General features: G+C 71.2%; 22 protein-coding genes. 10 read left to right on the forward strand and 12 right to left on the reverse strand.

All coding sequences use genetic code 11. The features are described from left to right. The first annotated feature begins 6 nt into the window (after positions 1-6). Entirely contained in the window at positions 7-2,142 is a 2,136-nt protein-coding gene (locus tag ACIRJR_RS17405; protein WP_403780800.1) for a SpoIIE family protein phosphatase, read from the forward strand. An 87-nt stretch (positions 2,143-2,229) separates the two neighbouring features. Here ACIRJR_RS17405 and ACIRJR_RS17410 read toward each other — a convergent pair whose 3' ends face one another. Next, entirely contained in the window at positions 2,230-3,603 is a 1,374-nt protein-coding gene (locus ACIRJR_RS17410; RefSeq protein WP_403780803.1) for a glycoside hydrolase family 5 protein, read from the reverse strand. 283 nt (positions 3,604-3,886) lie between these two features. Here ACIRJR_RS17410 and ACIRJR_RS17415 point away from each other — a divergent pair, with 283 nt between their 5' ends. Beyond that, complete coding sequence (locus ACIRJR_RS17415; RefSeq protein WP_403780806.1) at positions 3,887-6,256, forward strand: discoidin domain-containing protein; 2,370 nt, start codon at positions 3,887-3,889, stop codon at positions 6,254-6,256. A 53-nt stretch (positions 6,257-6,309) separates the two neighbouring features. Here the strand turns inward: ACIRJR_RS17415 and ACIRJR_RS17420 are convergent, their stop codons facing one another. The 5 genes from ACIRJR_RS17420 to ACIRJR_RS17440 are packed head-to-tail and all read right to left on the reverse strand — an operon-like array spanning position 6,310 to position 11,134. Then, positions 6,310-7,563 carry an ABC transporter substrate-binding protein gene (locus ACIRJR_RS17420; RefSeq protein WP_403780809.1) on the reverse strand — a complete coding sequence of 418 codons (1,254 nt, stop codon included), beginning with the start codon at positions 7,561-7,563 and terminating at the stop codon, positions 6,310-6,312. Next, positions 7,560-8,684: a branched-chain amino acid ABC transporter permease gene (locus ACIRJR_RS17425; RefSeq protein ID WP_403780812.1), complete on the reverse strand. Its 1,125-nt coding sequence runs from the start codon at positions 8,682-8,684 to the stop codon at positions 7,560-7,562. The genes ACIRJR_RS17420 and ACIRJR_RS17425 overlap by 4 nt, the downstream gene beginning before the upstream one ends. Next, positions 8,677-9,567, reverse strand: a complete 891-nt coding sequence (locus tag ACIRJR_RS17430; RefSeq protein ID WP_403780815.1) for a branched-chain amino acid ABC transporter permease — start codon at positions 9,565-9,567, stop codon at positions 8,677-8,679. Before ACIRJR_RS17430 ends, ACIRJR_RS17425 begins: the two co-directional genes overlap by 8 nt. Next, positions 9,564-10,349 (reverse strand): ABC transporter ATP-binding protein, encoded by a 786-nt coding sequence (locus tag ACIRJR_RS17435; RefSeq protein WP_403780818.1) that lies wholly within the window; start codon positions 10,347-10,349, stop codon positions 9,564-9,566. Before ACIRJR_RS17435 ends, ACIRJR_RS17430 begins: the two co-directional genes overlap by 4 nt. Beyond that, positions 10,337-11,134: an ABC transporter ATP-binding protein gene (locus ACIRJR_RS17440; protein ID WP_403780821.1), complete on the reverse strand. Its 798-nt coding sequence runs from the start codon at positions 11,132-11,134 to the stop codon at positions 10,337-10,339. The genes ACIRJR_RS17435 and ACIRJR_RS17440 overlap by 13 nt, the downstream gene beginning before the upstream one ends. Before the next feature lie 216 nt (positions 11,135-11,350). On the opposite strand from ACIRJR_RS17440, the gene ACIRJR_RS17445 reads away from it, so the two are divergent. Beyond that, positions 11,351-12,067: a PucR family transcriptional regulator gene (locus ACIRJR_RS17445; protein ID WP_403780824.1), complete on the forward strand. Its 717-nt coding sequence runs from the start codon at positions 11,351-11,353 to the stop codon at positions 12,065-12,067. Positions 12,068-12,115: 48 nt separating this feature from the next. Here ACIRJR_RS17445 and ACIRJR_RS17450 read toward each other — a convergent pair whose 3' ends face one another. After that, positions 12,116-13,231 (reverse strand): glycerate kinase, encoded by a 1,116-nt coding sequence (locus ACIRJR_RS17450; RefSeq protein ID WP_403780827.1) that lies wholly within the window; start codon positions 13,229-13,231, stop codon positions 12,116-12,118. A 131-nt stretch (positions 13,232-13,362) separates the two neighbouring features. Between ACIRJR_RS17450 and ACIRJR_RS17455 the strand changes: the two genes are divergently transcribed. Then, positions 13,363-13,857, forward strand: coding sequence for an NUDIX domain-containing protein (locus ACIRJR_RS17455; protein ID WP_403780830.1), 495 nt, complete (start codon positions 13,363-13,365; stop codon positions 13,855-13,857). Between the two features lie 4 nt (positions 13,858-13,861). Here the strand turns inward: ACIRJR_RS17455 and ACIRJR_RS17460 are convergent, their stop codons facing one another. Further along, positions 13,862-14,062, reverse strand: coding sequence for a type II toxin-antitoxin system VapB family antitoxin (locus tag ACIRJR_RS17460; RefSeq protein WP_403780833.1), 201 nt, complete (start codon positions 14,060-14,062; stop codon positions 13,862-13,864). A gap of 69 nt (positions 14,063-14,131) precedes the next feature. Here ACIRJR_RS17460 and ACIRJR_RS17465 point away from each other — a divergent pair, with 69 nt between their 5' ends. Beyond that, positions 14,132-14,860, forward strand: a complete 729-nt coding sequence (locus ACIRJR_RS17465) for an SIR2 family NAD-dependent protein deacylase (RefSeq protein WP_403780836.1) — start codon at positions 14,132-14,134, stop codon at positions 14,858-14,860. Positions 14,861-15,028: 168 nt separating this feature from the next. Here ACIRJR_RS17465 and ACIRJR_RS17470 read toward each other — a convergent pair whose 3' ends face one another. Beyond that, positions 15,029-15,439 (reverse strand): (2Fe-2S) ferredoxin domain-containing protein, encoded by a 411-nt coding sequence (locus ACIRJR_RS17470; RefSeq protein WP_403780839.1) that lies wholly within the window; start codon positions 15,437-15,439, stop codon positions 15,029-15,031. A 316-nt stretch (positions 15,440-15,755) separates the two neighbouring features. Between ACIRJR_RS17470 and ACIRJR_RS17475 the strand changes: the two genes are divergently transcribed. Beyond that, complete coding sequence (locus tag ACIRJR_RS17475) at positions 15,756-16,340, forward strand: TMEM165/GDT1 family protein (protein WP_403780842.1); 585 nt, start codon at positions 15,756-15,758, stop codon at positions 16,338-16,340. 51 nt (positions 16,341-16,391) lie between these two features. Here ACIRJR_RS17475 and ACIRJR_RS17480 read toward each other — a convergent pair whose 3' ends face one another. Next, positions 16,392-16,910 (reverse strand): methylated-DNA--[protein]-cysteine S-methyltransferase, encoded by a 519-nt coding sequence (locus tag ACIRJR_RS17480; RefSeq protein WP_403780845.1) that lies wholly within the window; start codon positions 16,908-16,910, stop codon positions 16,392-16,394. A gap of 19 nt (positions 16,911-16,929) precedes the next feature. After that, positions 16,930-18,405, reverse strand: a complete 1,476-nt coding sequence (locus tag ACIRJR_RS17485; protein WP_403780848.1) for an AlkA N-terminal domain-containing protein — start codon at positions 18,403-18,405, stop codon at positions 16,930-16,932. 429 nt (positions 18,406-18,834) lie between these two features. Here ACIRJR_RS17485 and ACIRJR_RS17490 point away from each other — a divergent pair, with 429 nt between their 5' ends. From ACIRJR_RS17490 to ACIRJR_RS17505, 4 genes are all read left to right on the forward strand, one after another. Further along, positions 18,835-20,067: a right-handed parallel beta-helix repeat-containing protein gene (locus ACIRJR_RS17490; RefSeq protein WP_403780851.1), complete on the forward strand. Its 1,233-nt coding sequence runs from the start codon at positions 18,835-18,837 to the stop codon at positions 20,065-20,067. 1,143 nt (positions 20,068-21,210) lie between these two features. Beyond that, positions 21,211-22,533: an ammonium transporter gene (locus ACIRJR_RS17495; protein ID WP_403780854.1), complete on the forward strand. Its 1,323-nt coding sequence runs from the start codon at positions 21,211-21,213 to the stop codon at positions 22,531-22,533. Next, entirely contained in the window at positions 22,530-22,868 is a 339-nt protein-coding gene (locus ACIRJR_RS17500) for a P-II family nitrogen regulator (protein WP_403780857.1), read from the forward strand. The genes ACIRJR_RS17495 and ACIRJR_RS17500 overlap by 4 nt, the downstream gene beginning before the upstream one ends. 170 nt (positions 22,869-23,038) lie before the next feature. Continuing rightward, the gene (locus tag ACIRJR_RS17505; RefSeq protein WP_403780860.1) at positions 23,039-24,010 is read left to right on the forward strand and encodes a helix-turn-helix domain-containing protein; all 972 of its coding nucleotides are present in this window, start codon (positions 23,039-23,041) and stop codon (positions 24,008-24,010) included. Between the two features lie 57 nt (positions 24,011-24,067). Here ACIRJR_RS17505 and ACIRJR_RS17510 read toward each other — a convergent pair whose 3' ends face one another. After that, positions 24,068-25,018, reverse strand: coding sequence for an AraC family transcriptional regulator (locus ACIRJR_RS17510; RefSeq protein ID WP_403780863.1), 951 nt, complete (start codon positions 25,016-25,018; stop codon positions 24,068-24,070). Between the last annotated feature and the right edge of the window lie 132 nt (positions 25,019-25,150).

Here is a 25,150-nt window from a genome sequence, read left to right on the forward strand (position 1 = left end):
GAGAGCGTGCAGGACCGCGCAGAGTCTGTCGCCGCCACGGGTTCGGGCACGGAGCTGCTGGACAGCGCCGTGGCCCACGTCGTGCGGGAGACCGGCGCGTCCGTGGCGATGCTGTACCTCCAGTCGGAGCGCGACGGCACCCTGCACCTGGCCGTGCTCGTCGGGGTGCCGGCCCAGCTGGCCGCCCCCTGGACCCGGGTGCCGCTGTCGGCTCCGATCCCCGTGGCCGACGCCGTACGCCTGCGCTGCCTGATCTGGCTCGGCAGCCAGGAGGAACTGGCCCGCCGGTACCCGCGCCCCGCGCTCGTCCTGCCGTACCAGTTCGCGATGGGCGCCGCTCCCATCCGGACGGGCACCACCGACCGGGGCGGCCTCGTGCTGATGTGGCCGGGCTCCCACTCCTCGGAGCTGTCCGCCGCGGAGCGGGCCGCCATGACCGGCGGGTGCCACGGCATCGGGATGCTCCTCCAGCAGGCCGAGGGCAGCGGCTACCCGGTCCGGCCGGGGAGCCAGCCGCGCGTGCTGCTCCCACCCGAGCCGCCCCGCCCCGAGCCCTCCGAGGCCGCCGCCGCGGCGGAATTCGTCCACCGGCTGCCCGGCGGGAGCTGCGCCCTGGCCCTCGACGGGAGGGTCACCTACCTCAACGACGACGCCGCGGCCCTCCTGGGCGCAGGCGCCGGGGAGGTGCTGGGCACCCTGCCCTGGGAGTCGCTCCCGTGGCTGAACAACCCGGTCGTCGAGGACTACTACCGTGCCGCCGTCATCGGCCGCCAGCAGACGTCGTTCACCGTGTTGCGGCCACCGGACCGGTGGCTGGCCTTCCATCTGTTCCCGAGCGCCACCGGGATCAGCGTCCGGATCCTGTCCATCCCGCGGCCCGGCCCCGCGGAAGCTCCGCCGCCCCGGCTCCCGCCGACCTCGGACGTCCCCAGCCGGGCCACCGCCCTCTACCACCTGATGCATCTCGCGGCGACGCTCACCGAGGCCGTCGGCACCCAGGACGTGATCGGCCTGGCGGGCGACCAGCTGATGCCGGCCTTCCGTATCCAGACGCTCGTCGTCATGACCTCCGCGGAGGGGCGGCTGAGGGTCGAGGGCCGTCGCGGCACCCATCCCGCGCTCATGGACCGCTTCGACGGCGCCCCGCTGACGTCGGCGACCCCCGCCGCACAGGTGCTGACGACGGGCATTCCCGAGTTCTACCCCACCTTCACCGAGCTGGAGCGCGCCTATCCCTCGGCGGGGCTGCGCAACGCCGTCGCCGCCTGCGCCTTCCTCCCGCTGATCGTCTCCGGGCACCCGGTGGGCTCGCTGGTCCTCGCCTACGACCGTCCGCACCCCTTCGAACCCGAGGAACGCGCGCTGCTGACGTCGATCGCGGGGCTGCTCGCCCAGGCCCTGGACCGCGCCCGGCTCTACGACACCAAGGACCGCCTCGCCCACAGCCTGCAGGCCCATCTGCTGCCCCAGACCCTGCCCCGCATCGACGGACTGGACGTGGCGGCCCGCTACCTCCCGTCGACCCGGGGCATGGGCATCGGCGGGGACTTCTACGACCTCATCCGGCTGGACGGGACCACGGCCGCCGCGGCCATCGGCGACGTGCAGGGCCACAACGAGAACGCCGCCGCGCTCATGGGCCAGGTCCGCACCGCCGTGCACGCGTCCGCGGGGGCACCGCCCGACGAGGTCCTGGCCCGCACCAACCGCCTGCTCACCGATCTCGACCCGGGACTGTTCACCAGCTGTCTCTACATCCACCTCGACCTCGCCGGGCACAGCGCACGGATGGCCACCGCCGGCCATCCCCCGCCGCTGCTGCGGCAGCCGGACGGGCAGACCGAGGTCCTCGATCTGCCGCCCGGCCTCCTCCTCGGCATCGATCCCGCGTCGCGCTACCCGACGACCGATGTGCCGCTCCCTCCCGGTGGGGCACTCGCCCTGTTCACCGACGGGCTGGTGGAGGCACCGGGGGTGGCGTTCGACGACGCGACCGCCGAGCTGGCCGCGCACTTCGCCCTCGCCCTCGAACAGGACATGGAGTCCGTCGCCGACACGCTCGTGCGGTACGCGAAGCGGGCCACGCCCGGCACCGACGACATCGCCCTGCTCCTCATCAACGCCCTGCGGCGGGAGCACTGACGGCCGGATGCGGGGGTGGAGGGTCCTGAGGTGCCGAGGCGGTGGGTTCATCGGCACCCCAGGACGTCGAGGGGTGATGCGGCGGAGTCAGCCGCCGTAGAGGTCGCCCAGGCTGATGCCGGTGGCACTGGCCGCGCCGCCCAGCCTGACCTCGTGGTCGAGGCTGACGAACTTCCCGCCCGACTGCCAGAGCGCGGGCTTGAGCACCGCGTACTTCGCCTCGTCCCAGGTGGCCCAGTCGTAGCCCAGCAGGCCGCCGGTGTCACCGGAGTTGGGGTTGAGGCACCAGAAGGTCTGGTGGATGCCGTTGTCCACGATCAGATCCCGCAGGGCGGTCATCCACTTCTGGTTCGGGCCGTTGTCGAGGTGGCCGCCCCACTCACCGATGAACAGCGGCGCGGTGCCGTCCTTGTGCAGGTAGAGCCAGTTGGGGTCCCAGACGTCGCGTTCCAGCGTCGTGCGGTTCCACTCGCCCTGGAACCAGGGCTGCTGGTAGACCGACGGCCCGTAGTCGTGCGGGGAGTAGACCAGCTGGTCCTGCTGCGCGCCGAGGTCGACCGGGTGGTCCTTCGCGCCTCGCAGGTTCCCGCCCCACCACATGCCGTGGTAGTCGGCCGCCGAGGTGGAGGACCAGTTCGCGCCGTCCTTGGGGTAGATCTCGATGCCTTCGCACAGGACGAGGACCTGCGGGTTGATCGCGAGGATCCGCTTGCCCGCGGTCTGGCAGGTGTGCTTGAAGTTGTCCTGGTCCGTGGACCCGTCCCACTTGGCGCGAGGGCTGTCGGACTGCTTGCCGTGCGGCTCGTTCTTGACGTCCATCGCCACGAGCGTGTCGTTGCTCCTGTAGCGCTCGGTCACCCACTCCCAGGCGGTGTAGAACTGCTCGGGGGTGATCGAGCCCTTCCACCAGACCGGGTGCACATGGCCGGAGTTGTCGGCCTCGGCGCTGTGCACGTCCAGCATGACCTTGATGCCGTACTTCTCGGCCACCCCGAGGAAGGCGTCGAAGACCCCCAGGGTCGTCTTGCCCGCGAGTTCGGGGTTGGCCCAGGTGTTGACCGCGCTGGAGGCCGCGGCCTGACCGTTCTTCCACTCCAGCAGGAGCTGGGTGGAGATGGGCACACGGACGATGTTGATGCCTCGCTCCGCCATCTGCCGGGTGACCGTGTCCAGGTTGGCCGACCAGAGCCCGTGGAAGACCCGCTCCGTCGCGTTGAAGCCGAACCAGTTGACCCCGGTGAGCCAGACCCGGTTGCCCTGCGCGTCGACGATCCGGTTGCCCTCGGTGTGCAGCCAGTCGGTGCCGGTGCCGGCCGCGGGCGCCGCGGCCGGCGGCCGGGACACCTGAGCTGCCTGTGCCGGCTGCGCGGCGACCGGGCCGGACAGCGTCATCAGCAGTGCGGTCGCGGTGACGGCGGCGGCGAGCGCCCTGCCCAGTCGTCTTCTCGTCCGTGGCTTCATCCGTTGTCGCCTTTCATGGGGGTGAGGCGGGCACGACGGGTGGGAGCGCTCCCACCTCCTTGTTCACATGAAGCCAGGACCACGGAACGACTGTCAATGGACATGACAACGTTCACTTCTTGAAGACGTATGCCCACCACGACCGCTCGCTATTCCCGCACTTGAGTCATTTATTTGAGCGATGCAGACGAAATCTTGCGCAGGACCGTGGACTTCTTTACTGACGTGCTCCTAGCCTGTGGGGCGTCCGAAGTGCCCCTCGAGCCGCAAGGACGACTCACACGTGACCCCACCACCGCCTGGACCACGACTCCTCAGACGCTCCCTCTCCGCATCCCTCTCCCTCGCCCTCACCGCCGCCGGTACCGCCGCGGCGTTCGTGCTGGCCGGCGCTCCCCCCGCACAGGCAGCCGCGGTTCCCGCGCCCTCCCCCGTCGGGATATCCGGTCGGGGCGCCACGGTCCCGTTCAAGGAACAGGAGGCCGAGTACGCCGCCACCAACGGCACCCTGATCGGCCCGAACCGCCTCTACGGCACCCTGCCGTCCGAGGCGTCGGGCCGGCAGGCCGTCACGCTCGACGCCGCCGGTGAGTACGTCGAGTTCACGCTCACGGCCCCCGCGAACGCGATGACCTTCCGCTACTCGCTGCCGGACAACGCGGCCGGGACGGGCCGGGACGCCTCCCTCGACCTGCGGGTCAACGGCAGTCCGCTCAAGAGCGTGCCCGTCACATCGAAGTACGGCTGGTACTACGGGGGTTACCCCTTCAACAACAACCCGGGCGACACCGACCCGCACCACTTCTACGACGAGACGCGGACCATGTTCGGGTCCACCCTGGCCGCCGGGACGAAGGTCCGGCTCCAGGTGGCCTCCACCGCCGCCTCACCGTCGTTCACCATCGACCTGGCGGACTTCGAGCAGGTCGGCGCTCCGGTCGGCAGGCCCTCGGGCGCCCTGGACGTGGTGAGCGACTTCGGTGCCGACCCGACGGGCGGGGCGGACTCCACGGCGAAGATCCAGGCCGCGGTCGACGCGGGCCGCACCCAGGGCAAGGAGGTGTACATCCCCCAGGGCACCTTCAAGGTCCAGGACCACATCGTCGTCGACAAGGTGACCCTGCGCGGCGCCGGTCCCTGGTACAGCGTGCTGACCGGACGTCACCCCACGGACCGGAGCAAGGCGGTCGGGGTGTACGGGAAGTACGCGGCCCAGGGAGGCAGCAGCAACGTCACCCTCAAGGACTTCGCCATCATCGGCGACATCCGTGAGCGCGAGGACAACGACCAGGTCAACGCCATCGGCGGAGCCATGTCCAACTCCCTCGTCGACAACGTCTGGATGCAGCACACCAAGTGCGGCGCCTGGATGGACGGCCCGATGGACAACTTCACCATCAGGAACAGCCGCATCCTGGACCAGACCGCCGACGGTGTGAACTTCCACTACGGCGTCACGAACTCCACGGTGACCAACACGTTCGTCCGCAACACCGGCGACGACGGTCTGGCCATGTGGGCGGAGAACGTCCCGAACGTGAAGAACAAGTTCACGTTCAACACGGTGACCCTGCCGATCCTCGCCAACAACATCGTCACGTACGGCGGCAAGGACATCACGATCTCCGACAACGTCATGTCGGACACCATCACCAACGGCGGCGGGCTGCACATCGCCAACCGCTACCCGGGCGTCAACTCGGGCCGGGGGACGGCCGTCTCGGGTACGCACACCGCTGCTCGCAACACCCTGATCCGGACCGGGAACAACGACTTCAACTGGCGCTTCGGCGTCGGTGCGATCTGGTTCAGCGGACTCAACGAGCCGATCAGCAACGCCACGATCAACATCACCGACAGCGAGGTCCTGGACAGCTCCTACGCGGCGATCCACCTGATCGAGGGCGCGAGCAACGGGCTGCACTTCGACAACATCAAGATCGACGGCGCCGGCACGTACGCCCTGCAGATCCAGTCCCCGGGAACAGCCTCCTTCAACAGGGTCGTCGCCACGCACATCGCACAGTCCAACCCGATCCACAACTGCGTGGGCAGCGGCTTCCAGATCACCCAGGGTTCCGGCAACTCGGGCTGGTACGCCGACCCGCCCGCCTGCACGGGTGTCTGGCCCGACCCGGTGTGGACCAACGGCGGGGTTCCGGGCGGAGGCGGCGGGCCCACCGACCCGCCGGACCCGACCGACCCGCCGGACCCGACAGACCCGCCCGAGGAGACCGGCAACCTCGCCCAGGGCCGCCCGGTCACCGAGACGAGCCACGCTGACGTGTACGGCGCGGGGAACGCGGTGGACGGCAACGCCAACAGCTACTGGGAGAGCCGGAACAACGCCTTCCCGCAGTCCGTCACCGTCGACCTCGGTGCCGCGAAGGCGGTCAAGCGGCTGGTGCTGAAGCTGCCGCCGGCCGCGGCCTGGGCGACGCGCACCCAGACGATCGGCGTCACGGGCAGTACCGACAACTCCACATACAACTCACTCAAGGCGCAGACGGGTTACACCTTCAACCCGTCGAGCGGGAACACCGCGACGGTGACGCTCACCGGGGCGCCGGTCCGGTACCTCCGGCTGACGTTCACCGCGAACAGCGGCTGGCCGGCCGGCCAGCTGTCCGAACTGGAGGCCTACACCAGCTGATCACGCACGACGGGCCCGGCCTCGCGGCCGGGCCCGTCACTGTGCGGGGTGGATCAGGGCTTGAGCGTGAAGGACTCGGCGGCGGGTGCCACCTCGGCCGGACGGACCACCTTGAGCCCGCCGGGCGCCTTGGCGTCCGGCTTCATGATGACGGTCTCCTTGGTGGACGGTGCCGCCGGGTCGGTGAAGTCGTGCGAGATCCCGAAGTCACCGCCGAAGTCCTTGATGGTGAGCAGGGCCTTGTCGACACCCTCGCGGGTCAGGTCCTTCGACTCGCAGGCCGCCTTCAGCGCCTCACCGAAGACGGTCGCCGCGTTGTATCCGGCGATGACCCCGTTGTCCAGGCCGTCCTTCGGGTACTTGGCCGCGTAGGCCTTGGAGAGCTTCGCCGGACCCTCCGCCGGGTCACCGATGGGCAGGGTGGAGGAGCCGATGAAGTAGTCCTTCTGCAGCGCCGCGCCCGCCTGGGTGGCCAGGAGCTGCGGTGCGTACGCCGAGTTGTTGCCGACCACCGGGACGTCGAAGCCCGTGGCGGCGGCCACGCCCACCAGCGAGGCCGCCTGACGCGGTCCGGCGCTGATGACGATCGCCTTCACTCCGGCCTGCTTGAGCGCGGAGACCTGGGCGGTCATGTCGTTGTCGGTCGGCTTGATCTTCTGCTCGACGACGGTCAGGCCCGCCTCCTTCGCCGCGTGCTTCGAGCCGGCCAGGGCGTTCTCGCCGTAGTCGCCCTCGAAGTAGACGTGACCGATCTTGTCGCCCTTGGCGATGCGCTTCTCGTCGAGCAGGAAGTCGATCAGGTTGATCGTCTCGACGTCGTACGTGGCGCCGATGACGCGGACGTACTTGGACCCGACGAGGTTCGCCGACCATGCCTGCGGCAGGACGATGCCCTTGTCCTGGCCGTCGATGCGCGACTCGACCGCGGAGACGAACGGGGAGCCGATGAACTGGGTGAATCCCAGCACGTCGGGTTCCAGCTCGGTGTAGGCGCCGATCGCCTTCTGGGGGTCGTACGCGTGGTCGCGGACGGTCAGCTCGATCTGCCGGTCGCAGATGCCGCCGGCCTTGTTGGTCTCCTCCACCCAGAGCTGCTGGGCCTGGGTGACGCTCTTGCCCAGCGAGGCGTACACCCCGGTCATGTCGGTGAGGGCCCCGAGGGTGATCTTGGAGTCGGTGACCCCCTTCCCCGCCTTCACACCGTCCTTGTCGGCAGCGCCGTCGTCCGACGACTTCGCCTTCTCGCTGCATCCCGCGAGGGTGAGGGTGAGAGCCGCGACGACGGCTCCGACAACACGTAGCTTCATTTCTTCTTCTCCCCTGGATTCTTCAGACGCGCAATGCCGCCGGGCAGGAACAGGACGACCGCGACGACCGCGGCGCCGTACAGATAGCGGGACGCCTCCCCGGGTGCGATGCCGCCCGTACCGGGGGCGGACACCAGGGGGAGGGAGTCGCTGTAGTGGGTGAGCACCTGAGGGAGCAGCGACACGAACGCGGCGCCGATGACGGCTCCCGCGACGCTGCCCAGCCCGCCGATGACGATCATGGCGAGGTATTCGAGGGACAGGATCATGCCGAAGTACTCCGGCACGGTCCGCTGGAAGACCAGCGCGAGCAGGACGCCCGCGAGGCCCGCGTACATGGAGGACAGGACGAAGACACCGGCCCGGTACCGGGCGACCGGCACACCCATCACGCCTGCGGCGATCCGGTGGTCCCGGATGGCGTTCATCGCCCGGCCGGGCCGGCCACGCAGCACCCCGCGGGCGAAGAGCCCGCTGACCAGGAGCGCTGCCAGCGCCAGGTACCAGAGCTTCTCGGAGGACTGGAAGGGCACTGCGGCGACGACCACTTCGGCGTCGTCGAAGGTGAACCCGAAGAGCGAGAGCGGGGGCACCGGGCGGCCGTTGAAGCCGCCGGTGAGCGCCTCCGCGTTGAAGAGCACGTGCTGGCCGATGAAGATCAGCGCGAGCGTGGCGATCCCGAGGTAGGCACCGCTCAGCCGACCCGCGATGGGGCTGAAGAGCCCGCCCGCGGCGCCGGCCAGCAACACGGCCAGGATCGCCGCCAGCCAGGTGGGCAGGCCCAGACCCGTGATGCTGTGCCCGTTCTCCGTGCTGCTCTCGCCCGCCAGGATGCAGTAGCCGTACGCGCCCACCGCGAGGAAGAAGGCGTGGCCCATGGACAGCTGGCCGGTCGAGCCGGTGAGCAGGTTGAGCCCGATGGCGCCGATCGCGGCGGCCATCGCGAACAGTCCGGCCTGGAGCCAGAACCGGTCCAGGTAGAACGGGAACAGGAGGAGCAGGACCGAGCCGGCCAGCCAGAGGTAGGGGGCGGGGCGGCGCAGCCGGCCGGCGAGCGGCGTCCCGGTGACGGGCACGGCCCCTGCGGGGGCGGGCGCGGTGGCTTTGGTGGCTTCAGACACGGGACAGCTCCTTCGTACCGAAGAGTCCCGCCGGCCGGACGAGCAGGACGACCACCATCACCAGGTACGGCGCGAGATCGCCGATGCCGCGTCCGAGGAAGGACAGGTCGCTCTGGTAGCCCGTCGCGAGTGACTCGGTGACACCGACGAGGAGCCCCCCGACGAGCGCCCCGGTCGTCGAGTCGAGACCCCCGAGGATCGCGGCGGGGAACGCCTTGAGTGCGGCGAGCGAGGTGGCCCGTTCGAGGCCGGGGGTCGGGAACACCGTGAGGAAGAGCGCGGCGACGGCCGCGAGGGCTCCCGCGACCGCCCAGGCGGACAGCGAGACCCTGCCGAGCCGGATGCCCATCAGGGCGGCGGTCTGCGGATTCTCGGCCGCGGCCCGCATCGACACGCCCCACGAGGTGAAGCGGAAGGCGAGCAGGAACACGGTGATCAGCAGCCCCGCGACGAGGAACGCCGCGATGCGGGTCTCGGCGAGGGTGACGCCCCCGATGGTGACCACGTCGTCGCCCCACGGGTCGCCCAGGGCCATGACGTCCGTCCCCATGCGCCTGACCAGCTCGGTGGTGAGGAGGATGTCGACGCCGATGGTGACGATGGCCAGGACGCTCTGGTCGCTCCCGCGGTAGCGGCGCATCACGAAGAACTCGACCGCCGAGCCGACGACCGCCGCGCCCGCGATCCCGACGCCGAGCGCCGGCCAGAAGCCGATGTCGTCGTGGAGCACGGCGGTGACGTAACCGCCCGCCAGGAGCAGCGAGGCGTGTGCGAAGTTGACGACCTCGGTCGCCTTGAAGATGACGACGAAGCCCAGGGCGATCAGCGCGTAGACCGAGCCGATGGACAGGCCGCCGAGGAGGAGTTCGATGAAGGTGGTCATTCCTGTGCCCCCAGGTAGGCCTGCACGACGGCCGGGTCGTTCTGCACCTCGGCGGGCGTGCCACCCGCGATCCTGCGTCCGAAGTCGAGTACGGTCACGGCGTCCGCGAGCCGCATCACCACCCCCATGTCGTGTTCGACCATGACGATCGAGATGCCGAGGCTGTCGCGTACGCCGGCGACGACGGCCGCGGTCCGGCGGCGCTCGTCGGCGGTCATGCCCGCGATGGGTTCGTCCAGGAGCAGTACCTCGGGCTCCATGCACAGGGCCCGGCCGAGCTCGACGAGCTTCTGCTTGCCGTACGGGAGAGCGCCCGCGGGGAAGTCGAGTTCCTTCTCCAGGCCGATGAACCCCGCGATCTCCCGCACGCGTTCGAGGTGCCGCCGCGCCTCACGCGTGGCGGACGGCAGCCTCAGCCCGGAGGCCACGAACCCGGCGCGGGTGAGCCGGTGGCGGCCGAGCATCAGGCTCTCGGCGACGGTGGCGTGCGGTGGCAGGGCCAGGTTCTGGAAGGTGCGGGCCACGCCGAGGTCGGCGATCCGGTGCGGGGCGAGACCGGTGAGTTCGGTGTCCCCCAGGTGCACGCTGCCCGAGGTGGCGCGGTAGACGCCGGAGAGCACGTTGAAGGTGGTGGACTTGCCCGCGCCGTTGGGCCCGATGACGGCGTGCACGCTGCCCGGTTCGACGGTGAAGGACACCGCGTCGAGGGCGGTGAGTCCGGCGAAGCGGACGGTCACGTCGCGCACGGCGAGGGGAGCCGGGGAGGTCGTCACGCGGACCACCTGCTCAGAGTGCGCGTGGTGCCTTCGGCCTGTGCGGCGTCCTCGGCGGCCGTCTCGTCCACGACGCCGAGGTAGCGGCGGCGTACCTCGTCGGAGGCCGCGAGCTCGTCGGCCGGCCCGTCGAGCGCGACCTCGCCGACGTCCAGGACGTACGCGGTGGAGGCGAGCCGCAGCGCGATGGCCGCGTTCTGCTCGACGAGCATGACAGAGGTGCCGCCCGCGTTGATCTCCTGGATCGTCTCGGCGATCTTCGCCGCCATCAGGGGTGCGAGGCCGAGGGACGGCTCGTCGAGCAGCAGCAGGCGGGGCGCCGCCATCAGGGCGCGGCCCATCGCCAGCATCTGCTGTTCGCCTCCGGACAGCAGACCGGCCCGCTGGTGCGCGCGCTGGGCGAGCACCGGGAAGAGCTCGTGCACGCGTTGGAGGGCGGTGGCCGCCGCCTTGCGGCCGCCGCGGGCTCCGAGGGCGCCCGCCCGCAGATTGTCCGCCACCGTCATCCGGGCGAACACCTGCCGCCCTTCCGGCACCTGGATCACTCCCGCCGCCACCACCTGGGCGGGGCGGAGCCCGTCCAGGGGGCGGCCGTCGAAGCGGATGGTGCCCGTGCCCGTACCGCGGTGGAAGCCGAGGGTCCGCGATACGGCCCGCAGCAGCGTGGTCTTGCCGGCGCCGTTGCCACCGAGTACAGCGGTGATCGCGCCGGCCGGCACGTCGACGGAGACGTCGCGCAGTGCCCGTACCGGGCCGTAGCCCACGGACAGTTCGCGGATCTCGAGCGTTGCCATGCGTCCTCCTCCTTCCGACTGGTCGTTGTGGTGCCACAGACCAGCAGTGGGCGCGGCGCCCGTCCACGGCCCCGAGCGCAATCGCTGCGGGTGACCAGTCTTCGACGGACCCCGTTGTGCGGGCGCACAGAGGGAGGTGATCCGCTGCCGTCCCCGGCGCGGCCGGTGGCATCCTCACCAGCCATGAGCGGCTGGGCTGCGGAACGGAGCGAAGACATGCGGCAGCGCAGTGACGAGCAGGGCCGGGCGATGCTCGACGCCCTGCTGGAGGGCCGGTCGGAGCCGGGCCTCGCGGGGCACGCGGCACGCTGTCTGGGCCTGCCGGAGCGCGGCCGCTACGCGGTGGCGGTGCTGCGGCCGGGCGGGCCGGCGGGCGTGGCGATGGAGGCGGAGGGTCTGAGGTTCCTGCGGAGGAGGCGGGCGGACCGCGAGGTGGTCGTCGTCGCCCTGGGTGACCAGGATCCGGCGGTGCTCGCGGCCCTGCTGGTGCGGTGGTGCCCGGGCCCCGGCGGAATCGGCCCGGTGGCGGACGGTCTGGTGGGCCTGGGTGCGGCGCTCCGGCTGGCCGAGACGGCGCTGCTGACCTGCCCGCCGGGCACCACGGAGATCGTCCGGCTGGAGGAACGGCTGCCCACGGCTCTCGTGGCGAGCCAGCCGGAGCTGTCGGCCCGGCTGGTCGCGGAGGTCTTCGGCCCGTTGCTGGCGCTGGACCCGGCCGACCGGACACTGCTGGTGCGTACGCTCGAGGCGTGGCTGGAGTGCGGGGGGTCGGCGGGGCGGGCCGCGGGGCGGCTGTACTGCCACCGCAACACCGTGCTCAACCGGCTGCGCCGGCTGGAGCGGCTGACCTCGCGGTCGCTGTCGAGGCCGCGCGAGCTGGTCGAGATGATGCTGGCGCTGGACGCGTTCAGGCTGACGGCACCGCAGCCGTGAGGGCCCAGGGTGAGGGGGCGTCCGCAGCGGCCCCCTCACCGTGGTGCGTCAGGACAGGAAGTCGCGGGCGATCGCCTCGGCCGCGCGTTCCAGCAGGGGGCCTGCCTGCGCCATGCTGACGGCCGGGTCGGGCTCCAGGTCCGACAGGGCGTAGGCCCGGGTGATGCCCGCCTTCACCAGTGCGTCCGCCGGCAGGGCGAGCCGTCCGCACACGGCGACGGCCTCCACACCGGCGGCGCGCGCCGCGGCGGCGACGCCGGCCGGGGCCTTGCCGTGGAGGGTCTGCTCGTCGAGCGAACCCTCACCGGTGACGACGAGCGTGGCGCGGGCCAGCGCGGGGGCGAAGCCCAGGACGTCGAGCATGACCTCGATGCCCGGCCGGAAGCGCGCGCCCAGTGCGACGAGCGCGCCGTAGCCGATGCCTCCGGCGGCGCCCGCTCCTGGCAGCTCGGCGGTCTCGGGCCCCAGCACGGACGCGTAGTGGACGAGCGCCGCGTCGAGGACCGCGATGTCGTCCTCGGTGGCGCCCTTCTGCCGCCCGTAGATCTCCGGGGCGCCCTTCGGTCCGGTCAGCGGGTTGTCCACGTCGCTGGCCAGGATCAGGTCGATGTCGGCGAGCCGGGGGTCGAGCCCCGACAGGTCGGCCTCGGCCAGCTCCGCGAGCGCGGCACCGCCGGGGCCGACGGGTTTGCCGTCGCCGTCCAGGAAGCGCGCTCCGAGCGCGGCGAGCATGCCCGCGCCACCGTCCGTCGTGGCGCTGCCGCCGACCCCGAACACGATCGTCCGGGCGCCCGCGTCGAGTGCGGCCGCCAGCAGTTCCCCGGAGCCGTACGTGGTCGCCGTGAGCGGGGCGAACTCCCCCGCGGGCAGGTGCTGGAGGCCCGAGGCCTCGGCCATCTCGACCACGGCGGTGGTGTCGCGCACCGCGTACGCCGCGTTCACCGGCGTGCCGAGCGGCCCGGTCACCCGCGCCTCGCGGCGCTCGAATCCGGCGGCCACCGCCGCCGCGACCGTGCCGTCGCCACCGTCCGCGACGGGCAGGGTCTCGACCCGTAGCCCGGGGACGACGCGCCGCAGTCCGGCGGTCACACGCTCCGCGACCTGTACGGCCGTCAGCGAGCCCTTGAACTTGTCCGCCGCCACGAGCACGTGGGGGGTCTCCATCACTGCTCCGTCCGCCACCTTGTATCCCTTTGCTTTCGAACAGGCAGTCGCGCCGCCCCGACCCTATCCGGAGCACCCCTGATCTGCCCATGGCTGTCCGAAACCACGTCCGCGCCGCCTACGCTGCCTCCGTGACCACCTCTGACTACGCCACGTACATCGCAGGCCTGCCCCGTGTGCTGGCCGGGGCCGCCACTCTGATCAGGGACGGGCGGGGCCGGATCCTGCTCGTCGAGCCGAACTACCGGGAGGGCTGGGCGCTTCCCGGCGGCACCGTCGAGTCGGGTGACGGCGAGAGCCCCCGGCAGGGTGCCCGCCGCGAGACGCTGGAGGAGATCGGTCTCGACCTGCCGCCGGGCCGGCTCCTCGCGGTCGACTGGGTGCGCGGTCCGGCCCGTCCGCCGATCGTCGCGTACCTGTACGACGGTGGTGTGCTGGAGCGGGAGCGGTTCGACGAGATCCGGATCCAGGACGACGAGCTCCTGTCCTGGCGGCTGGTGGACCGCGCCGACCTCGACGCCTATCTGCCGGATCGCCTCCGGCGGCGTGTGTCAGCGGCGCTGGAGGTGCTGGACTCCGGCGCGGGGGCGGCCGAACTGGAGGACGGCGTCAGGGTTTCGGCCTGAGGGGTCAGCCCTGGGGGTCCTGCGGCCTGGCGTCGGCCTCCCGCCGCGCGTCGTCCTGCCCGGCGGCCCGTGCCTCGGTGCGGTGGCCGCGCGCGATGTAGTCGCGCACGACGAGTTCGACGGCGTCCCGCGGGTTTCCGACACCCGCGAGCACCATGACCTCCACGACGAGTTCCGCGTCCAGACTGACGTTCACTGTGGCCATGCGTGGACCCTAGGGGGCGCCGGCGGAAAAGTCATCGCGGTGGGACCGGGCCGTCCGTAGGGTCGGGCCATGACTCTCGTCGCGATCCTCAGCGGCGCCGGCGTCTCCACGGACTCCGGCATCCCCGACTACCGCGGGCCCCAGGGCCTCTGGCGGAAGGATCCGGAGGCGGAGAAGCTCGTCACCTACGACTTCTACATGTCCGATCCGGAGATCCGCCGCCGGTCCTGGCTGATGCGCCGCGATGCGGCGGCGTGGGGCGCCGAGCCGAACGCCGCCCATCGCGCGGTGGCCGCGCTCGAACGGTCCGGTACCCCGGTCCGGGTCCTCACGCAGAACATCGACGGCCTGCACCAGCGGGCGGGGCTCTCCGCCCGCAAGGTCGTCGAGCTCCACGGCACGGCGCGCGAGGTGCTCTGCACCAGGTGCCACGCCCGGTCGGCGATGACGGCCGCGCTGGCCCGTCTCGACGCAGGCGAGGCGGACCCGCCGTGCACGGTCTGCGGCGGGATCCTGAAACCGGCGACGGTGATGTTCGGCGAGCGCCTGGATCCGGGGGTGCTCGCCGAGGCGATGGCGATCACCAAGGCGAGCCAGGTGTTCATCGCCGTGGGTACGACGCTCCAGGTGCAGCCCGCGGCCTCGCTGGCGGGGATCGCCGTGGAGCACGGCGCGCGGCTCGTCGTCGTCAACGCCGAGCCGACGCCCTACGACGAACTGGCTGAGGAGACCGTCCGCGAACCGATCGGGACGGCACTGCCCGCACTGCTGGAGCGGCTGTCCGCGGAACGGGGCTGAGGTCTCCTCTTCCGGACCGCCGTGCGCGGCCCCTGCCGCGGAAGCGCGCGTGGCCGACTGTGGGGCGCGGGGGCGGATCCGTATGCGCCCGGCAGCGCGCCGAGCGCCGTCACCAGCACCACGCGGGTCAGCCGGTTCCTCGTCCCGTTCCGCGGCGTGGCCGGTCCGTCACGCCCCTTCGCCGTCCAGTCCCGCCCGGATGCGGCGCGAGGGGCTGAAGGCGTACAGGTCCAGGATCTCCGGCGGGTCCGCGAGGCCGGGCCCGCCGTCCGCCGCCCACGTGGCGATGTCGGCGACGGCGTGCGGGTCGTTGACCAGCCCGAGCCAGACGGGGCGGCCGCCCGCGCGGCGGCCTTCGGCGGAGGGCTGTACGACGATGACGTTGCCGTGCTCGCACGCGTCCAGGCACTCCACCGCGCGGACGGTCGCGGCTCCGTCGAGGGACTGCCGCAGCTGTGCGAGCTGGCCGGCGTGGTCCACTCCGGGGATCTTCCCGGTGCCGCAGCAGCAGCCCCGGCAGACGCTGACCGTGGGGCGGGAGGGCCCGGTCGCGGCGGTCTTGCGGGGACGGCGGCTCATGCGGGTGCACTCCCGGGGACGGTGCGGATGATCACCGTAGGACTGTACCGATCCGGCCCCCGGCGGACCGGGTGGGGTAGTGTTGACGGCTGCGAAGGGGAGTAGCCCCGCAAACCGGTCGTCGACACACTGGAGCCCTCGGGTTCCCGGTGGCCGGGCTCGTAGATCCTTACGGGTGGGCGAGACCTTCGGTCAGGTATGACGCGCCCGCGCCCTGCGGGCGCTGCCGTCATGCCGGGCCGAGTGGTCCTCCGAAAAGCCCCTGGGGCACTTCGCGGAAGGCCCGGGGCCCGGCTCTCACAGAAGGCCACCCGGAATGCATCTCGCCCCCCTGGCGATCCTCACCGCCTTCGGGCTGATCTTCCTCGCGGAGCTCCCCGACAAGACCATGTTCGCCTCGCTGGCCATGGGCACGCGCATGCGCCCGCTCTACGTCTGGTTCGGAACGTCGTCCGCGTTCATCGTGCACGTCGCCATCGCGGTCGGGGCGGGCGGGCTGATCGGCCTGCTGCCCGACTGGATCGTCAAGCTCGTCTCGGCCTCCCTCTTCGCGTTCGGCGCGTTCATGCTGCTGCGCAGTGGCGGCGGGGACGACGACGAGGACGAGGAGGTCAGGACCGTCACCGGTTTCTGGCCGGTCTACTCGACCGCCTTCATGGCGGTCTTCATCAGCGAGTGGGGCGATCTGACCCAGATCACCACCGCGAACCTCGCCGCGAGCAACGGCGCCTGGTCGACGGCGATCGGTTCGGCCATCGCCCTGATGTCGGTGTCCGCGCTGGCCCTCCTGGCCGGGCGCTTCATCGCCAAGCGCGTGCCGCTGAAGACGGTGCAGCGCATCGGCGGTCTCTGCATGCTCGGCCTCGCGATCTGGTCGGTCGTCGAGATCTTCACGGGCTGAGCCGACGGGGGCCCGTGACGGGGCCGGGTGCCCGGCCCCGTCCGCCCCCGGTCAGAACAGGGCGGGCACCTCGTCCTCCGCGCCCCGCTCGAAGGCCAGGAGCCGCTGCTTGCGGTCCAGCCCGCCGCCGTACCCGGTCAGGCTCCCCGAGGCTCCGATGACGCGGTGGCAGGGAACGATGATCCCGACCGGGTTCCTGCCGTTGGCCAGGCCCACCGCGCGGGAGGCACCGGGCTTGCCGAGTCGGTCGGCCAGTTCGCCGTAGGAACGGGTCCGCCCGTACGGAATCCGTACGAGCTCGGCCCAGACGTTGCGCTGGAAGTCGGTGCCCTCCAGACGCATCGGCAGGTCGAAGTCCGTCAGCTCGCCCGCGAAGTAGGCCTCGAGCTGGCGGGCGGTCTCCCCGAAGGGCCGCGGGTCCGGTACGCCGAAGGTCTCCTCGGGCGGGCGGTGCCGCTGCCCGGTCATGTACAGACCGGACAGCAGGCCGTCCGTCGCGACCAGGGTCAGATCCCCGTACGGGCTTTCGATGACCGTGTGCTGTCTGGTCACCGTGGATGCGGTCGTCATGGTTCTCGTCCTCACGCCCTCAGGCGGGCAGGTGGTTGATGGGGTGGTCGTCGACGGTCCACAGGTACTGCACGGCGTAGGCGCGCCAGGGGCTCCACCGGGCGGCGCGCGCGGTGAGGGCCGCGGGGGTCGCCGGGAGGCCGAGCTGTCCGGCCGATCTGCGGATACCCAGGTCGGTGGGGAGGAAGGCGTCCGGGTCCCCGAGGGCCCGCATGGCGATGATCTCGACCGTCCAGGGGCCGAAGCCGGGCAGCGCGGCCAGTTCCGCACGGCTCCTCTCCCGGTCGGCCCCCTCCCCCAGGTGCAGGGACCCGTCGGCGAGCGCGCTCACGAGCCCGGTGAGCGTGGCGCGGCGGCTGCGCGGCAGGGCGAGCGACTCGGGGTCGAGCCCGGCCAGCGCCGCGGAGGACGGGAAGAGATGGGTCAGGCCGCCCTCGGGGTCCTCGACCGGAACTCCGTGGGCGCGGACCAGCCGGGCCGCGTGGGTGCGTGCGGCCGCGGTGGAGACCTGCTGGCCGAGCACCGCGCGCACGGCGAACTCCGCCGCGTCGACCGTGCGCGGCACCCGCCGTCCGGGAGCCGCGTCGACGAGGGGGGCGAGCAGCGGATCCGCGCGCAGTTGTCCGTCCACGGCGACGGGGTCGGCGTCCAGGTCGAGGAGTCTGCGGCAGCGGCTGATGGCCTGGGTGAGGTCGCGGGGGTCGGTGAGGGAGAGCCGGCAGTCGATGTGGCCGGCCCGCGGTGACAGCGCCACGATCCCGTGTCCGTGCGGAAGGGTGAGGGTGCGGCGGTAGGCGCCTTCACGCCATTCCTCGACGCCGGGAACGGCTGTCGCGGCCAGGTGCCCGAAGAGGTTGCTGGGATTGAGGGGGGCACGGTACGGCAGCCGCAGGGCGATGACGCCGGGGGCGGCGTCCGTCGCCCGGGTGCCGCGTATCGCGCGGGCGCGCAGCTCGCCGGGGGCATGCGCGAAGACCTCCCGCACGGTGTCGTTGAACGTGCGGACGGATGAGAATCCGGCCGCGAAGGCGACCTCGGCCATGGGGAGCCCGGTCGTCTCGATGAGTACCCGGGCGGTCTGGGCCCGCTGGGAGCGGGCCAGCGCGAGCGGTCCGGCGCCGAGCTCGGCGAGGAGCTGGCGTTCGATCTGGCGGGCGGAGTAGCCGAGCCGGGCGGCGAGCCCCGGGACGCCTTCCCGGTCGACGACGCCGTCCTGGATGAGACGCATGGCGCGGGCGACGGAGTCGGCGCGGACGTTCCACTCCGGGGAGCCGGGGCTGGTGTCGGGGCGGCACCGCTTGCAGGCCCGGAATCCGGCCTGCTGGCAGGCGGCGGCACTGGGGTAGAAGGTCATGTTCCTGGCCTTGGGCGGCACGACCGGGCAACTGGGCCGGCAGTAGATCCGGGTGGTCAGGACCGCGGTGAAGAACCATCCGTCGAAGCGGGCGTCCTTGGACTGTACGGCCCGCACGCAGCGCTCGGTGTCGGTGTGCATGGTCCAAGCATCGGGCACCGGAGGCGGCGGGGCTGGCGGAAATCCGACATCGACCTCATGGGGGACCGCGCACCGGTCCGGCTCTCGTGCGTACGCCCGATCCCGCCGCCGAACACCCCACGGACCCCAGAAATACGTGCAGCCACCCCTACAACGTTCAGATCGATGAACTGTAATCACGTACAGAACTATTGACGCGCTCACGACACGAGCCTACGGTCCAGGAAAGCGCTTACCACTTGTACCCCGTGCGACGCCGCCCTACCACCCCGTTCACACCCTCGAACGGATGGCTTCGCCGCGCCGACGTCCTGAAGGACGGGAGACCCCCGTAATCCCGCTCGGCCCGCCGACCCGGTTCCCACCGAGTCCCCCGGATCCGCCGCTCCGGCCCCCCACTGGTCACTCCCCCCAACCTGGAGACGAACGATGCAGAAGAAGAAGCCCGTCATCGCGTGCGTCAGCCTGCTGGCCGGCTCGCTCGTAGCACTGTCCGGCACCATGGCGCAGGCCACGTCGGCCCCCGAGGCGACGGCCACCGGCACCAGCGCGGTCGCCGCCCCGGCCGCGGTGGCCGCGGACGCGCTGTACGTGGCTCCGGACGGCAGCGACGACGCGGCGGGCACCGAGTCCGACCCGACCACGCTCTCCTCGGCGATCGCCCAGGTCTCCTCCGGTGGGACGATCTACCTGCGCGGCGGGACCTACGCGTACTCCGAGACGGTCACCATCCCGCCGGGCAACGACGGCACCGCGAGCGCCCGTACGACACTGGCCGCCTACCCAGGCGAGAGCCCGGTCCTGAACTTCTCCGCCATGAGCGAGGACCCGGCCAACCGCGGGCTGGCCGTGAACGGCGCGTACTGGCACATCGACGGCATCGTCGTCGAGCACGCCGGCGACAACGGGATCTTCGTCGGCGGCAGCGACAACGTCGTCGAACACGTCGTCACGCGCTTCAACCACGACTCGGGCCTGCAGATCTCACGGATCGCCTCCGACACCCCCGACGACGAATGGCCCGCGAACAACCTGATCCTGAGCTCGGAGTCGCACGACAACGCGGACTCCGACGGTGAGGACGCCGACGGCTTCGCCTCGAAGCTCACCTCCGGCCCGGGCAACGTCTTCCGCTACACGGTCTCCCACAACAACATCGACGACGGCTGGGACCTCTACACCAAGAGCGAGACCGGCCCCATCGGCCCGGTGACCATCGAGGACTCCCTCTCCTACAGCAACGGCACGCTGTCCGACGGGACGGTGAACGAGGACGGCGACCGCAACGGCTTCAAGCTCGGCGGCGACGACATCGAGGTCGACCACGTCGTCCGGCGCAACATCGCCTACGACAACGGGCACCACGGGTTCACCTACAACAGCAACCCGGGCTCGATGACGGTGTCGGACAACGTCGGCATCGACAACGCCGAGCGCAACTTCTCCTTCGACAAGGGCACTTCGGTGTACCGCGGCAACGTCTCCTGCCGCAAGGACGACGGATCGAACGACAAGACCGTGGGTGACGCCGACAGTTCCAACCAGTTCTGGACCGGCTCGAACGGGTCCGCGTGCTCCGCGTACTCCGGCGCGATGGACTGGTCCTTCGCCTCGGACGGCAAGCTCGTCGTGACCTTCGGCGGCAATGCCGTGACGCCGTAGCACTGCGGAACGGTCCGGCGGCGGGTCCGACACCCGGAGCCCCCCGACGGACCGAGGGATCGCGGCCGGACCGCACGGACGCCCCGCTGACAGGGACCGGCGGACCCGCAGGGTCCGCCGGTCCCTGTCGGGCCGGTCACCAGGTCTCGTAGTGGTCGGTCGGCCAGGCCCTCTGCGGCCTTCTTCCAGAAATGGGAACCGTCCAGGTCGCCCGGGAGCGCCTCGACGAAGGCGTAGAACTCTTCGAGCGCCGGCTTGATGACCGCCTCACGCGCGTCGTCGTCCTCGATGTCGTCCAGGGGCTCCAGTTCCCTGACGACGGCCGCGAGCAGGGCGACGGCGGCGCCGGCGTGGCCTTTGCTGGTGAACTCGTGTGCCGACGCCATCCCGGAGGCGTTGTCCCAGCCACTGGGGTTGTAGACCGAGATCTCACCGGCCGGCATCTCCATCAGGTGATACTCGCCCCCGTAGATGCCGATGCAGTGGCACGACTCCGGTATCTCGTCGTCCTTCTGGTAGTAGCCGGCGAAGATCTCGGCTGGTTCGGCAACCCAGCCGGCCTTGGCCTCGTAGCCGGCCTGGTCGATGGCGGCGTCGGGGAACAGCGTCTCCGACAGGCCCGTGCAGGCCTCCACCCACTCCTGGGAGGGGGTGCGCAGCCGGGCGATGACGGCATCGGGGTCACTCAGGATCACAAGGGGCACGGACGTCTCCATTTCGCTGCCGGACGGGCTCCCGGCGCGGGCGTGATGCGTGATCGTATCGCCGCCCGGGCGTCGTTCCGGGACTCATGTCCGCTGCTTCCAGCAGCTGTTGACGTTCCCTGCCACGGCCCGGGCATCAGGTTCCTTCCGTCCTGCTCCCCCGCCCTGCCCGGCGACACCGCCACCCGCGCCCGGAGGGACCGCCGCGAGCGCGCCGGGTCACCCGAATCCGCCCGCCCGCCCGCCCCGAACGACGTCCGACTTCGTCGGGATGGCACGGACGTGGTGAGCCCGGGGCCGGAACGCCGCCCGCGTGTGAGGATTCGGTCACCTTCACGCAATGAAACATGCCGGAAACGCGACGGCGTCCTCCGCGAAACGCACGCCCGCAACCCTCTTCGGGCCGGACCCCACGCCGCCCCGAGGAGGGACCTCTCTCTTGACCCCCGTGACCCTGGCCTCGGAAGGCCTCGACACCGGCGACACCGCCTGGCTCCTCGCCGCCACCGCCCTCGTGCTGCTGATGACGCCGGGCCTGGCCCTGTTCTACGGCGGGATGGTCCGCACGAAGAGCGTCCTGAACATGCTGATGATGAGCTTCGTGTCGATCGCGCTGGTCACCGTCGTCTGGCTGGCCGCGGGTTACTCGCTGGCCTTCGGCGACGACACCTTCGCCGGTCTCATCGGCGGGCTGGACCAGGTGGGCATGGTCGGCATCGGTCCCGACGACCTCACCGGCAGCGTCCCCACCCTGCTGTTCACCACCTTCCAGCTCACCTTCGCGATCCTCACCGCGGCGCTGGTCAGCGGAGCGATCGCGGACCGCATGAAGTTCGCGGCATGGCTGGTCTTCGTGCCGGTGTGGACCCTGCTCGTATACGTTCCCGTCGCCCACTGGGTATGGGGTCCCGGCGGCTGGATCAAGGACTCGCTCGGCGCCCTGGACTTCGCCGGCGGCCTGGTCGTGGAGATCACGTGCGGGGCGTCCGGCCTCGCCCTCGCTCTGGTCATCGGCCCCCGCATCGGCTTCAGGAAGGACGCGATGCGGCCGCACAACCTGCCGATGGTGGTGCTCGGCGCCGGCCTCCTCTGGTTCGGCTGGCTCGGCTTCAACGGCGGCTCGGCGCTCGGCGCCAACGGTCTGGCCGCGGCCTCCGTCCTCAACACCCTGGTCGCCGGATGCACCGGCCTGCTCGGCTGGCTCTTCGTCGAACAGAAACGGGACGGCCACCCGACCACCTTCGGCGCGGCCTCCGGCGCGGTCGCGGGCCTGGTCGCGATCACCCCCGCCTGCGGGACCGTCGGCGTCCTCGGCGCGGCGGTCGTCGGCCTCGTCGCCGGCGTCGTCTGCTCGTACGCCGTCGCGTGGAAGTTCCGGTTCGCCTACGACGACTCCCTGGACGTGGTCGGCGTGCACTTCGTGGGAGGTGTCGTCGGCACACTGCTCATCGGGCTGTTCGCGACGGCCACGATGACCGGTGGCGCGGAGGGCCTCCTCTACGGCGGCGGGGCGGGCCAGCTCGTCCGGCAAGCCGTCGCCGTGGCCGCCGTCGCCGCGTACACGTTCCTGGTGACGTACGGGATCGGCAAGGCGATCGACCGGCTGATGGGTGTGCGGGCCTCCGAGGAGGAGGAGCTCACGGGCCTGGACCAGACGGTGCACGCGGAGAGCGCCTACGATCACGGCGGCCTGGGCCATGCCGCCACGCAGTCCCCCGGCCACCCGGCCATTCAGTCCCAGAACAGGAGCACCGCCCCATGAAGCTCATCACCGCGGTCGTGAAGCCGCACCGCCTCGACGAGGTGAAGACCGCTCTGCAGGACCTCGGGGTGAACGGGCTGACGGTCACGGAGGCCAGCGGATACGGACGCCAGCACGGGCACACCGAGGTGTACCGGGGCGCCGAGTACCGGGTGGACCTCGTGCCCAAGATCCGGATAGAGGTGCTCGTCGAGGACGCCGACGCGGAGCCCGTCATCGAGGCGGTGGTCCGCGCCGCCCGCACCGGCAAGATCGGCGACGGCAAGGTCTGGGCACTCCCCGTGGAGACGGCCGTGCGGGTCCGCACGGGCGAGCGGGGGCCTGGGGCGCTCTAGCGGTTCCTCTCCCGCGCGAGCTCTGTTCCGAACGTGCGGAGGACGTCTCCCTCAGTGCGGGAGGCCTTCAGCCAGGGGATGCTCCCTGGCTAACCTGCGCTTCCGTAAGGGTTCACGGAGGGAGTCGTCCGGTGCCGGCGGTCCGCCGACGGCACCGGCCAGGGGGACACATGAGCATCACGTTCGACACGACCCGCATACCACCGGCCGACAGGGCCGAGGTCATACGCGACCTCATCTGGGATCGCGTCGTCCGTGTGGACATCCAGCACCATCCGCAGCAGGAGCGGATCCGGGCGGTCGGCACGATCAGCGACGTCGGAGCCATGAGCGTCTGCTCGGTGAGATCCAACGCGACCGTCATCCGGCGTACGCCGGCACTGGTACGCGACGACCTCGAACCGAGCGTCTTCCTCAGCCTTCAGGTCTCCGGATCGAGCATGGTGGTGCAGGGCGGCCGGGAAGCGGTGCTGCACCCTGGTGACCTCGCGGTCTACGACACCACCGAGCCGTACACACTGGTGAACGAGGGCGGGATCGACCAGTACTACTTCCGAATCCCCCGCCAGGAGCTGGCGCTGCCGGCCTCCGCCCTGAGCAAGGTCACGGCGGTGTGCCTGAGCCGGGACCACCCGGTCGCCGATCTCGCGTCGACGTACTTCGCGCGCCTTGCCGACACCCGGCTGCGGATGGACGCCCTGCAGACCGGAGCCGTGGAACAGCCCGGCGTCGACCTGCTGCGGGCGGTGCTCGCCACCTGTACCGGTGACTCGCGTCTCGCTCAGGAACCGCTCGAGTCCACCCTGCAGTACCGGATCACGCAGTACATGCGCGCCCATCTCGCCGAGCACGACCTGAGCGCGGCCCGTATCGCCCGCGCCCACCACATATCGGTGCGTTATCTCTACACGATCCTGGCCCGGTCGGGGATCGGTCTCGGCGACTGGCTCCGGGTCAACCGCCTCGAACAGTGCCGGAAGGACCTCGCCCGCCCCAGGAACAGATCGGTGACCGTCGCGGCCATCGCCCATCGCTGGGGCTTCACCAGCGCGAGCCACTTCAGCCGGGTCTTCAAGGAGGCCTACGGCCTGTCGCCCCGCGAGTGGCGGCAGTCGAGGAACCGGAGCAGCACGGGTGGCTGACCCGTCGAGCGGGACGGCACCGGTCCGGACACGCGGGCACGGGCTTGCCGTCGCCCGTCAGCTGTTCGACCTGCGCCATTCACCGGGGGTCAGGCCGTAGGCCGTCCGGAACCTGCGGGTGAAATGGCCCGCGTTCACGAATCCCCACCTCCGGGCGACGGCGGCGACGGTGGGGCGGCCAGGTCCCGGAGAGGCGAGCATGTTCCGCGCCCCTTCCAGCCGCTCGGATATGACCCACTGCTCCAGGCTGATCCCCGCACGCCGGAAGACCTCGTAGAGGTGACGCACCGATATGTGGTGCTCGGCGGCGATCCGTTCCGCGCCGAGTCCCTGGTCGGCGAGGTGGCGGCGCGCGTACGCCAGCATCCGGGTGAGGAGCGTGTCGTCCATGATCTCCCGGGTGAGTGGCCCACCGTCGTGCGAGGCCGACACCAGCAGGGCCCGCACCAGTTCGATGGTTCCGTTCGCCAGGGCCGGGGCGCCGGGGTCGGCGGCGAATCCGTCCGGGTCCCGCCACAGGGCTTTCACATGGTGCAGGACCAGGTCGTGCAGCGGGCTCGTCCTCAGCCGGAAGGTGGTGTTGCGCAGGGCGTCCATCGGCAGACCCAGCCGGTCGAAGTCGATCAGCAGGGCCTGGGACGCCCCCTGCCCCGTCCATCCGAACGCGCGCGGTGTCATCTCGTTGAACAGGCAGATGCCGTCCGGGCCGACGATCCCCTGTTCACCGTCGATCTCGGCGCGAGCGCACCCTCGGCTCTGCAACGCGACGGCCACGATCGGCCGGCTCTCCTGCCGCACGTGCCGGGCGGTACGCGTCAGCGTGAACCCGGTGTTGTGGGACGTGAACAGGTCGAGCGCACCGACCCGCCACAGGTGCATTCGTGCCTCGATCCCCGTCTCCGGCTCCTCGTGGGCGATGTGGTTGGGGACGGACGCGTGGGTCAGCGCGTGACGGAACGCCTCCACGCGATCGGCGCGAGGCACGGCATTCGTGTCCAACAGCAGCATGTCGCTCCCCCAACCCTGAGAAGTCGCATTATCGGCCATCGGATCCCGCATCCCCGAAGTCCGCGTGCGGCTCGGGGTGGAGAGCCATGTGTGCGCACCACCAGGACAGACCTGTGCGCGATCAGTCACCCC

Origin of the sequence: Streptomyces sp. NPDC102402 (assembly GCF_044765765.1) — a bacterium.
Lineage (GTDB): Bacteria > Actinomycetota > Actinomycetes > Streptomycetales > Streptomycetaceae > Streptomyces.